The organism is Cupriavidus sp. C3SS-1, assembly GCF_057073755.1.
This window is the reverse complement of record NZ_CP172699.1, coordinates 1794118-1810692: the sequence shown is the minus strand read 5'-3', so window position 1 is coordinate 1810692 and position 16575 is coordinate 1794118. Positions and strand designations below refer to the sequence as shown.

At 65.8% G+C, this 16575-nt stretch carries 15 protein-coding genes and 1 tRNA gene; 7 read left to right on the top strand and 9 right to left on the bottom strand.

What is annotated here, in order from left to right:
- Nucleotides 1-154: 154 nt before the first annotated feature.
- Genes ACIGJC_RS08330 through ACIGJC_RS08320 form a run of 3 tightly spaced genes read left to right on the top strand, consistent with a single transcriptional unit; the run spans nt 155 to nt 3387 of the window.
- Nucleotides 155-1156 carry a Bug family tripartite tricarboxylate transporter substrate binding protein gene (locus ACIGJC_RS08330; protein ID WP_483708289.1) on the top strand — a complete coding sequence of 334 codons (1002 nt, stop codon included), beginning with the start codon at nt 155-157 and terminating at the stop codon, nt 1154-1156.
- An 18-nt stretch (nt 1157-1174) separates the two neighbouring features.
- Nucleotides 1175-2185 (top strand): NADPH:quinone oxidoreductase family protein, encoded by a 1011-nt coding sequence (locus ACIGJC_RS08325; RefSeq protein ID WP_483708288.1) that lies wholly within the window; start codon nt 1175-1177, stop codon nt 2183-2185.
- A gap of 41 nt (nt 2186-2226) precedes the next feature.
- Entirely contained in the window at nt 2227-3387 is a 1161-nt protein-coding gene (locus tag ACIGJC_RS08320; protein WP_483708287.1) for a CaiB/BaiF CoA transferase family protein, read from the top strand.
- 24 nt (nt 3388-3411) lie between these two features.
- Here the strand turns inward: ACIGJC_RS08320 and ACIGJC_RS08315 are convergent, their stop codons facing one another.
- Nucleotides 3412-4257, bottom strand: coding sequence for a LysR family transcriptional regulator (locus ACIGJC_RS08315; RefSeq protein ID WP_483708285.1), 846 nt, complete (start codon nt 4255-4257; stop codon nt 3412-3414).
- A gap of 85 nt (nt 4258-4342) precedes the next feature.
- Here ACIGJC_RS08315 and ACIGJC_RS08310 point away from each other — a divergent pair, with 85 nt between their 5' ends.
- Entirely contained in the window at nt 4343-4951 is a 609-nt protein-coding gene (locus ACIGJC_RS08310) for a cysteine hydrolase family protein (RefSeq protein ID WP_483708284.1), read from the top strand.
- A gap of 74 nt (nt 4952-5025) precedes the next feature.
- On the opposite strand, the gene ACIGJC_RS08305 is transcribed toward ACIGJC_RS08310, so the two are convergent.
- From ACIGJC_RS08305 to ACIGJC_RS08295, 3 genes are all read right to left on the bottom strand, one after another.
- Nucleotides 5026-5102 (bottom strand) — tRNA-Val (locus ACIGJC_RS08305).
- Between the two features lie 63 nt (nt 5103-5165).
- A complete protein-coding gene (locus ACIGJC_RS08300) occupies nt 5166-6713 on the bottom strand; it encodes a class I adenylate-forming enzyme family protein (RefSeq protein WP_483708283.1) in 1548 nt (515 codons plus the stop codon).
- 61 nt (nt 6714-6774) lie between these two features.
- Nucleotides 6775-7782 (bottom strand): tripartite tricarboxylate transporter substrate binding protein, encoded by a 1008-nt coding sequence (locus ACIGJC_RS08295; protein WP_483708282.1) that lies wholly within the window; start codon nt 7780-7782, stop codon nt 6775-6777.
- 278 nt (nt 7783-8060) lie between these two features.
- Here ACIGJC_RS08295 and ACIGJC_RS08290 point away from each other — a divergent pair, with 278 nt between their 5' ends.
- Genes ACIGJC_RS08290 through ACIGJC_RS08280 form a run of 3 tightly spaced genes read left to right on the top strand, consistent with a single transcriptional unit; the run spans nt 8061 to nt 10135 of the window.
- A complete protein-coding gene (locus ACIGJC_RS08290; RefSeq protein WP_483708281.1) occupies nt 8061-8393 on the top strand; it encodes a helix-turn-helix domain-containing protein in 333 nt (110 codons plus the stop codon).
- A complete protein-coding gene (locus tag ACIGJC_RS08285) occupies nt 8386-9702 on the top strand; it encodes a HipA domain-containing protein (RefSeq protein WP_483708280.1) in 1317 nt (438 codons plus the stop codon). Before ACIGJC_RS08290 ends, ACIGJC_RS08285 begins: the two co-directional genes overlap by 8 nt.
- Before the next feature lie 46 nt (nt 9703-9748).
- A complete protein-coding gene (locus ACIGJC_RS08280) occupies nt 9749-10135 on the top strand; it encodes a RidA family protein (RefSeq protein WP_483708279.1) in 387 nt (128 codons plus the stop codon).
- Nucleotides 10136-10243: 108 nt separating this feature from the next.
- On the opposite strand, the gene ACIGJC_RS08275 is transcribed toward ACIGJC_RS08280, so the two are convergent.
- The 5 genes from ACIGJC_RS08275 to ACIGJC_RS08255 all read right to left on the bottom strand — a co-directional run bounded on the left by ACIGJC_RS08275 (nt 10244) and on the right by ACIGJC_RS08255 (nt 16432).
- Nucleotides 10244-11953, bottom strand: a complete 1710-nt coding sequence (locus tag ACIGJC_RS08275) for a gamma-glutamyltransferase family protein (RefSeq protein WP_483708278.1) — start codon at nt 11951-11953, stop codon at nt 10244-10246.
- A 119-nt stretch (nt 11954-12072) separates the two neighbouring features.
- Nucleotides 12073-12609 carry a DUF1097 domain-containing protein gene (locus ACIGJC_RS08270; RefSeq protein WP_483708277.1) on the bottom strand — a complete coding sequence of 179 codons (537 nt, stop codon included), beginning with the start codon at nt 12607-12609 and terminating at the stop codon, nt 12073-12075.
- Nucleotides 12610-12635: 26 nt separating this feature from the next.
- A complete protein-coding gene (locus ACIGJC_RS08265) occupies nt 12636-13904 on the bottom strand; it encodes an amidohydrolase family protein (RefSeq protein ID WP_483708276.1) in 1269 nt (422 codons plus the stop codon).
- 273 nt (nt 13905-14177) lie between these two features.
- Entirely contained in the window at nt 14178-14831 is a 654-nt protein-coding gene (locus ACIGJC_RS08260) for a response regulator (protein WP_483708275.1), read from the bottom strand.
- A complete protein-coding gene (locus ACIGJC_RS08255; protein ID WP_483708273.1) occupies nt 14828-16432 on the bottom strand; it encodes a PAS domain-containing protein in 1605 nt (534 codons plus the stop codon). The genes ACIGJC_RS08260 and ACIGJC_RS08255 overlap by 4 nt, the downstream gene beginning before the upstream one ends.
- Between the last annotated feature and the right edge of the window lie 143 nt (nt 16433-16575).

The following is a 16575-nucleotide window of genomic DNA, read 5'->3' as shown; positions in this document are numbered from 1 at the left end:
AGGCATTGTATAGCAGCCATTGGCAGGCCATTCCCGCCGGGAATCGCGGCGGGAATGGATGGAATCACGCTGGCCCGGCGACTGCCATAGACTGCGGCCTGGGCGCTGACATCCGACGCATAAAAATCAGGCGCCATACAAAGGAGACAAGCCAATGCACAACCAATCCGCCGCTTGGGGCGCGCGCCTGCGTGCCGCCTTGCTGGGCATCATGCTGAGCGCCGTGACCGCGGCCGCCGCCACGGCGGCAGACACCGAGCCCTATCCGTCGCGGCCGCTGACCATCGTGGTGCCGTCCGTGGCCGGCAATGTCAACGACGCCGTGGCAAGACTGATCGGGCAGGAACTCACCAGGACCTGGAACCAGCCCGTGATCGTCGAGAACAAGCCCGGTGCCGGCACCACCACGGGCACCAAGTACGTCGCCCGCGCGGACAAGGACGGCTATACCGTGCTGCTGACGTTTACCGCGCACGTACAGAACCCGTCGCTGTACCAGCGCATCGGCTATGACCCGATCGCGGATTTTGCGCCGGTCAGCGAGGTGGCCGTTTCCTACACCGTGCTGGCGGTGTCGTCGGACTTCCCGGCGCGCACGCTGAAGGATGTGGTGGCACTGCTCAAGGCCAATCCAGGCAAGTATCCATATGGCTCCTATGGAGCCGGCACCACGGGCCATATCCTTGGCGAGCTGTTCAAGCGCGAGGCCGGGCTGGACATGACCCACGTGGCATACAAAGGTGGCGCACCGCTGGTCACGGACCTGGCCGCGGGCCATGTGAAGATCGGGCTCGTGCCGGTCGGCACGGCCATGTCGCTGCTGCAGAGCGGCAAGATCATCCCGGTCGCGCTGGCCGGTGCCGAGCGTTCGGCGCTGCTGCCCAATGTGCCGACGTTCCGCGAGGCCGGCTACAAGGGCTTCGAGCCCGATGCGTGGATGGGCCTGATGTTCCCGGCGGGCGTGCCCAGGGCGCGTGTCGATGCGCTGTCGCGCGAGGTCGCGCGCATCGTGCGGATGCCGGAGGTGTCGAAGCGCATGAAGGACCTGAACCTGGTGCCAGTCGGCAATTCGCCGGAAGCGTTTGCCGCGGTCATGAAGAGCGACCAGGATAAATGGAGCCGCATCATCCGCGAAGTCGGCATCACGATGGAATGAGGGAGGCTTGAGCACGGTATGAGCGATTACCTTGGACTGGTGTGCTCGCGCTGGTGTCACTGGAGCGAACTGGAACTGCAGCGTATCGAGCGGCGTCCGCTGGCGCCGGGCCAGGTGCGCATCCGCGTGCGGCATGCGGGCGTGGGCTTTGCGCTGAGCCTGTTCGTGTCGGGCAAGTACCAGCGCAAGCCGCCGCTGCCATTCACGCCTGGCACGGAGGCCGCGGGCGAGATCATCGAAGTGGCGCCCGACGTGACCCGTCTGCGGCCCGGCCAGCGCGTGGCCGCCGCGCTGGACTGGGGCGGGTTCGCGCAGGAAGTGGTGACCACTGCCGATACCGTCTATCCCGTGCCCGATGGACTGGATCTGGCCAGCGCCGCGGCATTGCCCGTCACCTACGGCACCGTCTGGGCCGCGCTCGCGTGGCGCGCCGCGCTGCAGCCCGGCGAGACCATGCTCGTGCATGGCGCGAGCGGCTCGCTGGGGACGGCGGCCGTGCAGGTGGGCCGCCTGATGGGAGCGCGCGTGATCGCCACGGCCAGCACCGGGGCCAAGCGCGAAGCCGCGGTGCGCAATGGCGCCGCGCATGCGCTGCCGTCCGATCCGCAGGCGCTGGCAGCCGAAGTCAAGGCGCTGTGCCCGCCTGGCGGCGTGGATGTCGTGTTCGATCCGGTCGGCGGCGATCTCTTCGATGCCTCGTTGCGCTGCGCGGCGCCGGGCGCGCGCCTGCTGTCCATCGGCTATGCGAGCGGGCGTATTCCGGAGGTCCCTGCCAACCTGCTGCTCGTCAAGAACCTGTCGATGATCGGCTTCAACTACGGCTACTACATCGGCTGGGGCCTGACGGACGAGCGCAGCCGCTTCGCGCCGCAGGTGCAGGACGTGGTGGGCAAGATCATGCAGGCCGTGGCGCACGGCGAGATGCCGAAGCCGGTGCTGCAGCATTTTGGCCTGCACCAGTGGCTCGAAGCCGTCGACACCACCATGTCACGCCGCGCGATCGGCAAGGTCATGCTCGACATGCCGTGATGCGGCGGCGCAACCAGCGAAAAGACAAACGGGAGACAGACATGAACAAGACCCCCGCGGCAGCCTCCGCGCCCGATGACGAACCGATGCTCGCCGGCCTGACGGTGCTGGACCTGAGCCAGGGCATTGCCGGCCCGTACTGCGGCCTGATCCTGCGCCAGCAGGGCGCGCGCGTGATCAAGGTCGAGCCGCCCGCCGGAGACTGGGGCCGCCAGATGGGCCGCGCGCGCGATGGGATGACGGCGATCGCCATTGCGTACAACGCCGGCAAGGAAAGCGTGGTGCTCGATACGCGCACCGATGCCGGCCGGGCGGCGCTGCGCAAGCTGGCCGACCAGGCCGACGTGGTCATCCAGAACTATCGCCCCGGCGTGGCCGAGCGCATGGGCGTGGGCTATGAGGCGTTGGCCGCGCACAACCCGGCGCTGGTCTATGTCTCGATCAGTGGCTACGGGCAGGACGGTCCGCTGGCCGCGTTGCCGGCCGTCGATACCACCATCCAGGCCTTCAGCGGCCTGATGCATGTGAATCGGGACGCGACCGGCCAGCCGCGCCGCATTGGCTTTTTCCTGGTGGACCTCAGCACGGGCCTGTACGCGGCGCAGCATGCGTCGGCGGCGCTGTTCCGCGCGGCGCGCGGCGGCAAGGGGCGACACGTAAAGATGTCGCTGCTGGAAGCGAGCGCGGCATTGCAGTCCTACCTGATGCTCGACGATGCCATGTTCCCGGACGCCGAGATGGCCGCCGCCAACGCGCCCACGGGCTTGTTCCAGGCCGCGGATGGTGCGCTCTATGTGAGCATGCTCAACGACGCCATGTTCGTGAGGCTGGCTACTGTGCTCGGTTTCGACGACTGGCTCGCCGATGCAAGCCTGCGCACCAGCGCGGGCCGCCTGCCGCGCGCGGCCGAACTGTGCCAGCGCCTGGGCGTCGCGCTGGTGCAGCAGCCGCTGTCGCACTGGGAGGCGGTCTTTACCGAGAACGATGTCTTGTTCGGACGCGTCGGGCATCCGCGCGAGATGCTCGGGAGCGAACATTGCGCGCAGGCGGGCGTGTTCGGCAGCGTGGCGCAGGCAGGGCTTGGCCAGTTGCCGTGGGCGAACCTGCCTGGCCTGGCGCGCACCGCGCGGCCGCACGGCCCGGCTCCGCTGCTGGGGGAGCACACGGTCTCTGTGCTTGCCGAGTTCGGACTTGTTGCCTGACGGGCAAGGGCTGGCCGGCTGTCGTCAGCACTGGGACAGCGTATCGGCCAGCCATTCGATCACCGGCCGGAAGCGCGACGCGCCGCGGAACTCGGTCGGGTAGGCCAGCCAGATCTCGCGCATGACCTCGGGTACTTCGCGCAGGAGTCGCAGCCCCGCATCGTCGTGCGCGACATAGTGCGGCAGCAACGCGGTTCCGAGGCCCGCGCGCACCGCTTCACGAACCGCCAGCAGGTTGTTGGAGTGAAAGGCGATGCGGCGCTTCGCACCATGCGGCCAGGTGGCCTCGGGAATGCCATAGCCTTCGTCGAGCAGCGCGCATAGCGGCGTGCTGTCGTCCATCTGAATGGTGGCCGAACCATAGAGTCCGAACCGCACGGTGCCGACGCGCTGCGCGACGATATCGTCTTCCTGCGGTCGTGCAAGCCGCACGGCGAGATGCGCGTGCCGCCGCGCCAGGCTGGCACGGCGGTCATCGAGTTCAAGACGGACAACGATGTCGGGATTGGCCGCGTACAGCCCCGGCAGGCGCGGAATCAGGAAGTGGCTGCCCAGCGCGGCCGTCGCGGCCACGCGCACCACGCCGGACGTGCCGCTGCCCGTGCCCTCAAGCTCGCGCATCAGGCGGTCTGCCGATTGCTCCATCTGTCGCGCCGCCGTCAGCGCGTTGCGGCCTGCCGAGGTCAGTTCGAAGGCGCCTTCGGCGCGCGTGGCAACGGGCTTGCCCAACGCGGTCTCCAGTCGTCGGATGCGCCGGATGGCCGTGGCATGCGTGATATCGAGCTCGCGTGCGCAGGCCGAGTAGCTACCGGCGCGAATGAGCGTGGACAGGGTCAGCAGGTCGTCCCACGAAACTGTACGTTTTTGCACAGCGGCTGTGTGTGAGTGGGTAATTGGCGCACAGCATAGCGTGGTCTACGATGCCTGCACAACCTACTCGACCGGAGAATCCGCGATGTCTGCTACGACCCCCGTTACGCTGCTCGACGCCGTCGGCGCCAGCCGCAAGCCATCTGCCTGGGAGGACGCCGCGCTGATCCTCGTGGATCACCAGCGCGAATACACAGACGGCGTGCTGCCACTGGTCGGGATGCCGGAGGCCGTGGCCGCTTGCGCCGACCTGCTGGCGCTGGCGCGGCAGCGGGGTACGCCGGTGATCCACGTCATGCATCACGGCAAGGGCAAGGGTGCCTTCGATCCGGCGGGGCCTTATGTGTCGTTCATCGAAGGACTGACGCCGCAGGCCGATGAGCAGACCGTGGTCAAACACCTGCCCAACAGCTTTGCCGGTACGGACTTGGCCGCGCGGCTTGCGCAGCTGGGCCGCAAGGAACTGATCGTGGCCGGATTCCAGACGCACATGTGCATCAGTGCGACGGTGCGCTCGGCGCTCGATCATGGCTATCGCGTCACGCTGGTGGCCAATGCCTGTGCCACGCGCGACCTGCCTGATCCGCTCGGCGGCGAGCCGCTGCGCGCGGCGCAATTGCACCGTGCCACGCTGGCGGCCTTGCATGACCGCTTTGCGACGGTGGTGCCGGATGCATCGGCCTGGAAAGCTTGATTCCGGAAAGGCGCGCCGCAAAAACAAAAACGGACGGTGCCGAAGTGGCGACCGTCCGTGTTTGCGTTGTGCGTTGGTAGGCTCGATTGGACTCGAACCAACGACCCCCACCATGTCAAGGTGGTGCTCTAACCAGCTGAGCTACGAGCCTAGCGAAGCCGCAGATTATAGAGATGCCTTCGCGGCGGCGCAAGTATTTCGGAAATGTTTTTGTTCAGGCGGTGATGCGGTCCCGCAGCTCGCGCTTTAGCACCTTGCCGATGGCGCTGCGGGGCAGGCTGTCGACGACGTGCAGCGCGCTCAGCCGCTGGGTCTTGCCAAGGCGTTCGTTGGCCCAGTCGAGCACCGCCTGCGCCGTGGCGCCGTGCCCATCGCGCAGCGCGATAAAGCCGACCGGCGTCTCGCCCCAGCGCTCCGACGGCACGCCGACCACGGATACATCGAGCACAGCCTCATGCGTTCGTACCACGGCTTCAATATCGCTCGGGTAGATATTGAAGCCGCCCGAGATGATCACGTCTTTCATGCGGTCCATCAGCACCAGGAAGCCGTCTTCGTCGAAGCGGCCGATATCGCCCGTGCGGATAAAGCGATTGCCCTCGGCGTCATGCCATTCCACCTCGGCCGACTTGGCCGGCAGGTTGTGGTAGCCGTTCATCATGGCGCCGGAGCGGCCGACGACTTCACCAGTGCTGCCGGGCGGCAGTTCCTTGCCGTCTTCGTCGATGATGCGCACGTCCGCGCCCGTTGCGGGACGTCCGACCGTGTGCAGCTTGTCGGGGAACTCGTCGGCGGCCAGCATGCAGCCGCCACCGCCTTCGGTCATGCCATACAGCTCCGTCAGCTTGCCGGGCCAGCGGCGCAGCACTTCGGCCTTGAGCGCAGCGCTGAACGGCGCGCTCGTGCAGAACTTGCGCCGGAAGCTCGACAGGTCGTACTTGTCGAAGTCCGGATGGGCCATCAGGCGCTGGTATTGCACCGGCACCAGCATGGTATGCGTGACGCGATGGCGCTGGGCCAGTTCCAGGTACTTGCCGGCGTCGAACTTCGGCATCAGCACGGCCGTGCCGCCCAGCCCGATGGTCGGGAAGAAGCTTGCAAGCGTGGTGTTCGAGTAGAGCGGGGTGGAGAGCAGCGTGATGGCGTCGGTGCCGTACCCGGTCATCGCGCCGCGCGACACGTGCGCCCAGCGCATGCCGTGCGATTGCACGATGCCCTTGGGCATGCCCGTCGTACCGGACGAATAGATGATATTGAGCGGCAGTTCCGGCCGCACTTCCGGCTCCGTGAATGGTGTCCCCGCCGGTGCCAGCCAGGCCTGGAAAGGCTGGCCCGCGGCGCTGTTGTCCAGCGTCACGATACGCGTGGCGCCAAGCTGCGGCAGCACGGGCTGCAGGGCGGCGGCTACCGCGGCATCGACGAACAGGATGCCTGCCCCTGCATCGGCCACCATGTCGGCCAGGCTTTGCGCGGTGGAGGAGGGCGCGAGCGGTGCGACGACCACGCCGGCGCGGATGGCGCCGAGATACACGGCGGCATATTCGATGGAAGAGGTCGCACAGATCGAGATCGCGCCGCCGGGCTGCACGCCGTCGCGCTGCAGTGCTGCGCCGATGCGGGTCATGATGGCATCGAGTTCGCCATAAGACATCGATTGCTCGCCCTGCACAAGGGCGGCATGCGCGGGATGGCTCGCAGCGTGGCCGCGCACAAGGACGGACATGCTGGTGAAGGGGCGTTGCATCGGGGAGGTGTCGGTCATGGCATACAGGCCGGCGGAAGTTGTCCTTGCGCCGGCGATCAGGGATTCAGTTCGGGGAAGCTTATTGCACCTGGGCGCCGGAGTCTTTAACAACCTTGCTCCAGCGCGTGATCTCGGCGTCGATGTGCGTGCGCAGCGCGTCAGGCGTGGAGCCCACCGGTTCATAGCCATTGGAGGCGAGATTGGCCTTCAGCTCGGGCTCCTTCAATACCGTCGCAATCTCGCGGCTGAGGCGGTCGACCACCGGAGCCGGCGTGCCGGCCGGTGCCAGCACGGCATACCAGCCGGTGATGTTGATGCCCGGCACGCCAGCCTCGGCCAGCGTCGGGACATCGGGCGCGATGGCCGCGCGCTTCGTGCCGGTCACGGCGAGTGCGCGCACCTTGCCGGCGCGCACATGCGGCAGCGTGGTCGAGATGCTGTCGAAGGTAAGCTGGACCTCGCCCGACAGCATCGCCGTCACCACCTGCGCGCTGCCCTTGTACGGTACGTGTGTCATCTTGATGCCTGTCACCGAATCGAACAGCTCGCCCGCGAGGTGGCCGGTGTTGCCGTTGCCAGCCGAGGCGAACGTGAGCTTGCCCGGCGACGCCTTGGCTTCGGCAATCAGCTCCGGCACCGTGTTGGCACGCAGCGAACTGCTGCCGGCCAGAATCATCGGCAGGTTGGCCACCAGCGAGACCGGTGCGAAGTCCTTGCGCGTGTCATACGGCAGTTTGGGATACAGGCTGGCGTTGATCGCATGCGCGGCCAGCACCATGATCAGGGTGTTGCCGTCGGGTTTGGCGCGCGCCAGCATCTGCGTGGCGATGGTGCCGCCGGCGCCGGGACGGTAGTCGAGCACCACGGGCTGGCCCAGCCGTTCCTGTAGCCTTGCGGCCACCGGGCGCGCGAGCAGGTCGGCGCTGCCGCCGGGCGGGTACGGAATCAGCAGCTGGATCGGACGGGAAGGCCAGGTCTCTGCCCCGGCCAGGCCGGCGTGGCCAAGCGTGGCTGCAGCGGCAAATGCCAGGCCGGTTGCCAGCAGCCAGGCGCGGCGCTGTGTTCCAGTGCTCGAATGCGTGTTCATCGATGTCTCCTTCGGTTTCTTATACCGGTTGTGCCGCAGCGTCCTCTCGCGTGGCGGCTGGGACACTTATGTGGGAAACCTTAAATCGCGCGCGCAAGCAGGGGAATTCCGAAATGGCAAAGGTTGGCTTCTGCAACACGTTGCTTGGCCGGAATCTTGGTGTTTGGGGAGATTTTGGCGTTTGGTTCCTTCGATCAAGCAAAATCTCTGTGATCAGGGAGATTTCTTGCTTCTGCTAGCGTGGCAACCTAAAATCCTTGCGATCAGGGAGATTTTTTATGCAACTCCAGCTTGGCGATGCCGCCGACATCGGTGCCATCGTACGTGCATCCCGGAAGGCACACGGCATGCGACAGGACGACGCCGCTGGCGCGATCGGCGTTAGCGAGAACTTTATGGTCCGCGTCGAAAACGGCGCCGAGGGGATCCAGTGGGGCAAGTTGTTCCAGGTACTGAACGGATTGGGCATCCGCATCGTGGTGGACGTGCCGGAGGCCGCTTTCCCGCTGGTCGATTCCGAGCGCGACAAGCTCCGGCATCGCCAGGCCCGCAGCCGCCGGCGCCGGGCTTCGGCGGGAACGGAGCCTGCAGCAAAGGATGGGCATGGCTGATCGTGTCCTGCTGGCGAGCATCAACGGCGCACTGGTGGGCACGCTGCGCGACGAGCACGACGTCTGGTCATTCGAATACACGCCCGCCTGGCTGGCGGATTCGCAAGGCTTTGCGCTGAGCCCGGCGCTGCCATTGCAGGCCGGCCGGCAAATCGACGGCAGCAGCGTGCGTCCGGTCCAGTGGTACTTTGACAATCTGCTGCCCGAAGAGGGCCAGCGCGTCTTGCTGGCCCGTGACGCAGGCATCCGCAACGAAGCCGACGCCTTCGCCTTGCTGGCGTGGTATGGCGCGGAATCGGCCGGATCGCTGACGTTGCTGCCGCCGGGCAAGTCCTTGCAGCAGGCGCCGGCGATGCGCCCGTTGCCGGACGCCGAACTCGATGCGCGCATCCGCAATCTGCCGCGCGTTCCGCTGACGCACGATGCGCTCAAGCGCATGTCGCTGGCGGGCGCCCAGCACAAGCTGGCAGTGGTGCTGCAAGACGGCCAGTTGTACGAGCCCGGCGCGGATACCCCATCGACGCATATCCTCAAGCCGACGCACCAGGAAAACGCGTTCTATCCGCACTCGGTCGCGAACGAGTGGTTCGTGATGTCGCTGGCCGCAAGGCTGAAGCTCGACGTGCCGGGGGTGCACCGGCGTTATGTGCCGTCTCCCGTCTACCTGGTCGATCGCTTCGACCGTCGCCATCTTCCGCAGGGCTGGCGGCGCCTGCACGCCATCGACGCGTGCCAGTTGCTGAACCTCTCGCGCGCGTTCAAGTACGACCAGGGCAGCGTCGAAAGGCTGGGGGAGCTGGCGGATCTATGCCGTGCGCCGGCACTGGTGCGGGCGAGGCTGTTCGACTGGCTGGTGTTCAATATCCTGACAGGCAATTCCGACGCGCATTTGAAGAACCTGAGTTTTCTGGTTTCCGGCGAGGGCATTGCGCTGGCGCCGTTCTATGACCTGCTGAGCGAAGCGGCATACGGCACGCGCACTTACGACAAGACCAACTGGCCGGACGGACACCGCTTTGCGTGGCCGGTGCTGGGCGTCGAATTCTATGGCGACTTTTCGCGTGCGCTGGTGCTAGAGGCCGGGCGCTTGATGGGGCTGGCGGCACCGACCGCGGAGCGTCGCCTCGATGTCATGCTGAAGGCCATCGGGCCCGCCGTCGAAGGCCTCTATGCGCAGGCGGAACAGGAAAACACCGCCATGGCAGCGAAGGATCCGGCACTGCGCAGCGGGCTGGCTGGTGAACTGTCCTGCTTGCGCGTGATTCGCTTCACGGTGATTGGCGACATGTTGAGAGTGCTGTCGCGGTGAAGGTTGCGGCATAAGATTGTTGGGAGCTCTTCACAAGGTGCCGAACATGACGATTGACTACTTTGCAGAAAACAATCCCGCAACACGAATGCTACCGCGCTCGCTGGCGACAAAGGCCGGTGACTTTGTCTATGTATCCGGGCAAGTGGCAAGGGCGGAAGACGGTACTCTTGTCGTCGGCGGGATTGAAGTACAAACGCGCCAGACCTTGCACAACGTTGCCAGTGTTCTGGCACTGGCAGGTTGCACACTCAACGACGTCGTCAAGACAACGGTGTGGCTCGAAGACCCGAGCGACTTCGAGGGATTCAATCGCATCTACGGCGAGTTCTTTCCCGGAGGCAAGCCGGCACGTTCGACATTGCAGGGCAGGAATATGGCAGGCACCAAGATAGAAGTTGAGGCTATTGCCTTTAACCCTGTGTCTTCGTGAGCGGGATCGAGGTCATGGAAGAAGCCGCAGATGGCACCGAGCGCCAGCGGAACCCGGTTCAGTCGGCGGAGCAGGCCTGGGATGAGAGACCTGCTCAAGCCGGGATCTTCACAGGCCGAGTGCCATGCCGTCACTGCGTGGATCATGTGCCCCGGTCATGCGCCCGTCCGGATCGAGGCGGATTGCTCCGGGATGGCCGGCAAGCTGGCTCTGGGCCGGCAGCGGGCTGAGTTCGTGTCCACGCCTGGCCAGCTCCGCAAACACTGGCTTGCCGGCGTCCTGCTCCAGCTTGAGACTGTCCCGGCTGTCGGAGAACGTCTTGCCCAGCAGGAAGCGCGGGCGGCGCAGCGCGGTGAGCGGGTCCATGCCGTAGTCGATCAGCCGTGTCAGGACCGCAGCCAGCGTCTGTGGCTGGCCATCGGCCCCCTGCGTGCCGTAGAGCAGGTGCGGCTGCCCTTTCTTCAGGTACATGCCGGGGTTCAGGGTGTGGAACGGACGCTTGCCGCCCCGCAAGACGTTCGGGCTCGCCGGGTCGAGGCTGAAGGCCGCGCCGCGGTTGTGCCAGAGGATGCCGGTATCCCCCGCGACAACACCACTGCCCCAGTCGAAATAGACCGTCTGGAGCATGCTGACGCAGTTGCCGTGGCTGTCGGCCGCACCGATATAGACGGTGTCGCCAGGTTTGAACACCTGTGGCCAGGGCATCGCCTTGTCCAGGTGTATGCGCCTGGCGTGGGCGTCCAGGTTCTGTTTGGACAGCAAGTGGTCCACCGGTACGTCGGCGAAATCGGGATCCGCGACATACTGGTTCCGGTCGAGGAAGGCCAGCTTCACGGCTTCCACGAGCAGGTGATAGTAATCGGCGCTGCCTTCCGGGATCGACGCAAGGTCGAAACGATTGAGGATGCCCATGATCTCCAGCGTGGTCACGCCCTGGGTGGGAGGCCGCAGGCCCAGCAGTTCGCCATCCCGATACGCCACCCGCAGCGGTACTTCGTCCCGCGCGCGGCAGCGGGCCAGGTCCGCGGCGGTCAGCGGCGATCCGGCCCGCTTCAGGCCTGCGGCGATGCGGCCGGCGAGGTCGCCCTCGTAGAATTCGCGGCCGCCATACGTTGCCAGCCGGTCCAGCGTGCGGGCAAGTTCCGGTTGCCTGAAGGGTTCTCCGGCGGCCGGAATCCTGCCTTGCGGCATGAAGACGCGGCCGAAGCCCGGCCAGTCGGCCAGGTCCGCGGCGCGAAATTCCTGCCAGAAGCGCTGCGACGGCGTCACCGCGAAGCCGTTGACCGCATATTCGGTGGCTCTGGAGAACAGGGAGGACCATGCCTGCTTGCCGCCCCATTCCTTGCGGCTGAGCTCGAATGCCTGCTCCCAGGTGGCCACCGTCGCCGCGGCGGTCAAGGTAGCGCCGGGGCCCCGTGTCGGAATGGCGCTACCGTATGCAGGCGGACGCATGGCCGCCTGACCGATGCCGGAGAGCGTGCGGACATTGCCATGCCGGTCGCTGATGACCAGGAATGCGTCGCCGCCCAGCCCCGTAAAGTGCGGGTACGTGACGCTCAGCACGGCGCCAATGGCGATGGCCGCCTCGATTGCATTGCCTCCGGCCTGCAGCACTTCCAGCCCGGCCCGGCTGGCGAGTTCGTGCGGGCTGGTTACCATGCCATGTGTCGAGCGCGCCGGCCTGCGCTGATCCGGCAGCGTGTCCGCCTGCCCGTTGCACGGCAGCACGGCCGCGCCTGCCACGGCGGCAGAGCCGGCCAGAAACTCCCGGCGCGTGGTGCCCGCGCTGACCGGAAAGCCGTCGTCAAGAATTCCCATGAACGTTCCCCAAAATCTGCTTCGTCTGCCGGATTGATTGCCGGACCTGACAGTTGCCACACAAGACTGCCGGGCAGCGGGCATGCAGCGCGAGTCAGCCGCATGCCCCCTACGCAGACTCAAGCCTCCTGTTGCCATCCATTCCACGACTTCTTGCCGCTGCCCTCGGGGGCCGAATAACGCTCCTTGAGCCATGCGTATGCCGGCCCGAGCGCGTTCATCGCCACTACGGCGCCCAGGGCGGCAACGGGATCGTGCGGCACCGGTCCGAAACCTCCGAACAGGGTGGCAAAGTACGATGCGAAGCCGAAGAACATCCCCGCGATAAAGCCGAGTAACGGGAAGACGCGGGCCAGGAACATCATGCTGGCGTTTAGCGTGAACAGGATCACCATCTGTGCAACGATGAACGACGCGCCCGTGAACTGCGTCGAGGCCTGACGGAAGCACAGTACGATCAGGAACGCGAACAGCGATCCGACCGGCAAGGTCGGCCAGATCTTCTTCAGGTTCTCTGCCGTCGGCCCGCCCATGGCGAACGTGGCGGCCCAGCTGATGAAGATCGCCCAGGGCGGCAGGTGATAGGGCGGCAAGGCGATCAGGACCGTGGTGACGGCGAGCAACGACGCTACGATCTCTGCAGGCAGCTTCTTCATGGTGGTCTCCTCCTGGTCAGGACAATTCAGTGCGCACAGCACTGGTGGCGGTGGATTTCACAGCGATGCTGGGTCACGACGGTGATCCTTCCGCGCTTGACGACCCAGAGCCGAGGCGGAATATCCAGCAATGCGTCGGCCACCTTGTAGGCGTCGAGGACGATCAGGTCGGCGTCCTTGCCGACGGCAAGGCCATATCGCCCGTCCAGTCCGATGGCGCGAGCCGCGTTGTAGGTCCCCATGTCGAGCACTGCAAGCTGGTGCTCGGGCACGCCGAACTGCGCGACATGCGCGAGCATGTTGCCGATCTGCAGCATGTCGGCCGTGCCAAACGGGGTGAAGGCATTGCGGACGTTGTTCGACGAATAGGCAACATTGACGCCGGCACTGTGCAGCGCTTTCACCGGGGTCAGTCCGCGTCGCTGGCAAACTCGATCCTTGCGGCCGCCCAGGTAGAGATCGGTGGCCGGCAGGGTCACGATGCTGATGCCGGCTTCGCGCACCAGCTCGATCAGCGGTGCGAGTTCGTCGGGATCGAGCGCGCCCAGGCTGGTGACGTGGCCGAGCGCTACCTTGCCCTGGTACCCGGTCTCGATGGTCTTCTGCGCGATGTACGAGATGGCGGCGAAGCGCTGGTCGCTGGCATCGTCCGCGAAGTCGGCATGGAGATCGACGGGCGCGCCATAGTGCTGGGCCAGTTCGAACACCATGTCGATATGGCGCCGGGTGTCGGCCCACGTCAGTTCGTTGTATGGGCAGCCGCCGACCACGTCGGCGCCCATCTGCATGGCCTCGTGCATCAGCGCGTAGGTGCCGTTGGATTTCAGGATGCCTTCCTGCGGGAAGGCGACGATCTGGAGGTCGAGCAGGTCGTTGTATTCCTGCTTCAGCTCCAGCAGCGTCTCCACGCCAATGAGGCCCTGGATCAGGTCCACGTCCGGATGCGCGCGAACCGCAACGGTGCCATTCCTGACGGCCATGTCGAGTACCTGCCGCGAGCGATCGAGCACGTCTGCGCGTTCCTGCTTGCCCTTCAGGATGCCGGTGACGCGGATGGCCTCGTCGAGGGTGCCGAACCGGGCTGGCAGGCGACGGTGCAGCAGCGCCTTGTCGAGGTGCAGGTGTGCCTCGATCAACCCGGGAATGACGGCGCGGCCACCGGCGTCGATGATCTCGTCCGCATGGACGTCGATGCCAGGCTCGATCGCTGCGATCCTGCCGTTGGCGATGGCGATATCGGTCAGCGGTGCGTCATCGCGGACGCAGGCGTTCCGAATCAGCAGATCTGTCTGCATGGGTGTCTCCTCGCATGAGGTTTTGATTGGATTGCCTGCTGGTTTCACAGGCGGCGCGGCGTCCATGTCGGTGGTGTCTCATGCATCCGCCGCGAGATCCGGCGGATGGGGAAACAGGCAGGAGGCGGAATGACAGGCGCTGCGTTGACTCAAGCGTAGATGCGCGGGCCGGTGCCTTGCATCAGGATCGGCTGGTTTTGGTCTAAGGATTTTCTTAGACCGACGCGAGCATGCCGTGGCCTGGCGATGCGTGCAATACGTGCAATGCGTGGCTCAGGACCAGCTCTCGGGCGCCTCGCCAATCAGGCCGTGATGGATGGCGTAGTGCACCAGACCCGCCGTCGACGCGATGTCCATCTTGTGATGGACATTGGCCTTGTGTGTGCTGACGGTCTTGTTGCTCAGCGACAGCGCTTGCGCGATGTCGTTGATGCTCCTGCCCTCTGCCAGCATCTGGAAGATCTGGAACTCGCGCGCGGTCAGGCCGGCATGCGGCAGTGCGGCCTCTGGCCGCTGCACCTGGCGAATCAGTTTCTCGGCAATCTGAGGGGATACGACGGTTCCGCCTTGCGCGATCCTGCGAATGGCGCCGACCAGCTGGTCGGTTTCCGTGTTCTTGGTCAGGTAGCCGGCCGCGCCGGCGCGGATGGCCTGTACGGCGTACTGCGATTCCCTGTACATGCTCAGGACCAGGATGGGCAGGGCAGCGCGGCAGGCGCGAATCTGCTGGATCAGCGCGATCCCGTTTTTTCCGGGCATCGACATGTCGAGCAGCAGGATATCGGCGGTGGTCTTGCGCAGCCTGGCGAGCACATCGGTCCCGTCGACGGCTTCGTCCACGACGCACATCTCGGGCACGGTCGAGATGATCTGTTTCAGACCGTCGCGAATGATGGCGTGGTCGTCGGCAATCATGATCCGTATCATGACGTCAGCTGCCCCCCTGGCGGCGTGTAGGCGACAGGGATCTCGGCCTCGACGCGGGTTCCCCCCGCTTCCTGATTGCAGACTGTCAGCCGCCCTCCGAGCATCAATGCGCGTTCGCGCATGCCGAGCAGGCCAAGACTGCCGCGCGGCGTGGCCTGGGACGCATCGATGCCGCAGCCGTTGTCGGCAACGACGACGTGCAGCATCCCGGCCCGTTCATCGAGCGATACCGATACCGCTGTCGCATTGCCATGGCGGCGGGCATTGGTGAGCGCTTCCTGCACGATGCGGAAGACGCCTGTGCTGATCTCCGGCCCGAAGTCGCGCTCGCGCTGCGCTAGTTGCAGTGCGCAGCGCAAGCCGGTTCGCTCGGCAAAGGATTCGGCAAGCCATTCGATGGCCGAGCCCAGCCCCAGTTCATCCAGCACGGGAGGGCGCAGGTCGGCGGCGATGCGCTGCACCGATTCCACCGTAGAGTCCGCGATCTCCTTGAGCCTGCGCACGTGCTGCCGCCACGCGGTGTCCTCGGCGGCCGGCCGCTGTGTTTCAAGGAAGTTCAGGCCCAGCCGCAGCGCGGTCAGCGACTGCCCCAGTTCATCATGCAGTTCGCGCGAGATACGGGTTCGCTCGGCCTCCCGCACCGTTTGCAGGTGGGCGGACAGCTCGCGCAAGCGGGAACGGGATTCCAGCAACTCCTCCCGCGCCTGCCGGCCGCGGGCCGCCTCGGCGATATAGTCCAGCGAGAACGAGAGATCGCGCGACAAGGCCGCGGCGAGCCGGGCGATATCGGGGCTGAAGAAATCGGCATCCCGTGCGAACAGCAGGCAGTAGCCGACGGGCTTTCCGGACTGGGTCAGGGGCAGCGCGACAAAGCTGCCCATCCCCAGGGAGCGGGCCACGCGCGCCTGGGAGCCGAAGCGGCGTGGTCGCGCGATATCCCGGCACACATATGCGCGCGGCTCGGCGGGAAAAAGCCCGCCGAGCCCGTACCAGCCGGCCTCGGCGCCAGCCATGAACTGCTCTTGCAGCGCCTGCGTGCTGGCGTGGCAGGCTACCCCTGAAGTGGCATCCTCGGGCAGGCAGATCCATGCCAGCTGCAGTCCGCCGGCCTCGACCGCGATCCGGCAGACCCTCGAAAGCAACGCATCGGGCCGCCCGATCTGTGTGATGGCCTTGTTGATCCCGCTGCGCAGCGCATAGAGGCGGTTCAGCCGCGCCATATCGCGCTCGAAGCGCTTGCGGTCGCTAATGTCCCGCGAGATGCCGACGGTGCCGATGACGGCGCCGTCGGCGTCGCGGATGGGCGTCTTGATGGTGTCGAACCACCTTGGCACGCCATCCGCGGAGATGCGGCTTTCCTCGTAGCGGCTGCGTCGGCCGCTCGACACGACGGCCCGATCGGTGCGCATATACACCTGTGCCCACTCCGTTGACCAGACCTTGTCCGGCGTACGGCCCAGGATCTCGTGCTCCGGGTGGCCACATGCCGCCACGAAGGCCTCGTTGACGAGGATGTAGCGGGAGTTCTTGTCCTTCAGCCAGGCCTGATCGGGAATGTTGTTGAGTATGGTGCGCTGCAATTCCCCGTAGATGTCCACCATTTCTCCCGATCATGCGTCTTTGCGCGTCATGCAGGCGCGTTGCCCGCCAGGATGTCGCCGGGCAGTCTGAGCGACGCACTTGGTCAACCAAGTCTAGCCAATTTGGTCAACCATCGTTGTTGGTGATTTCCCCAAGAATGGAT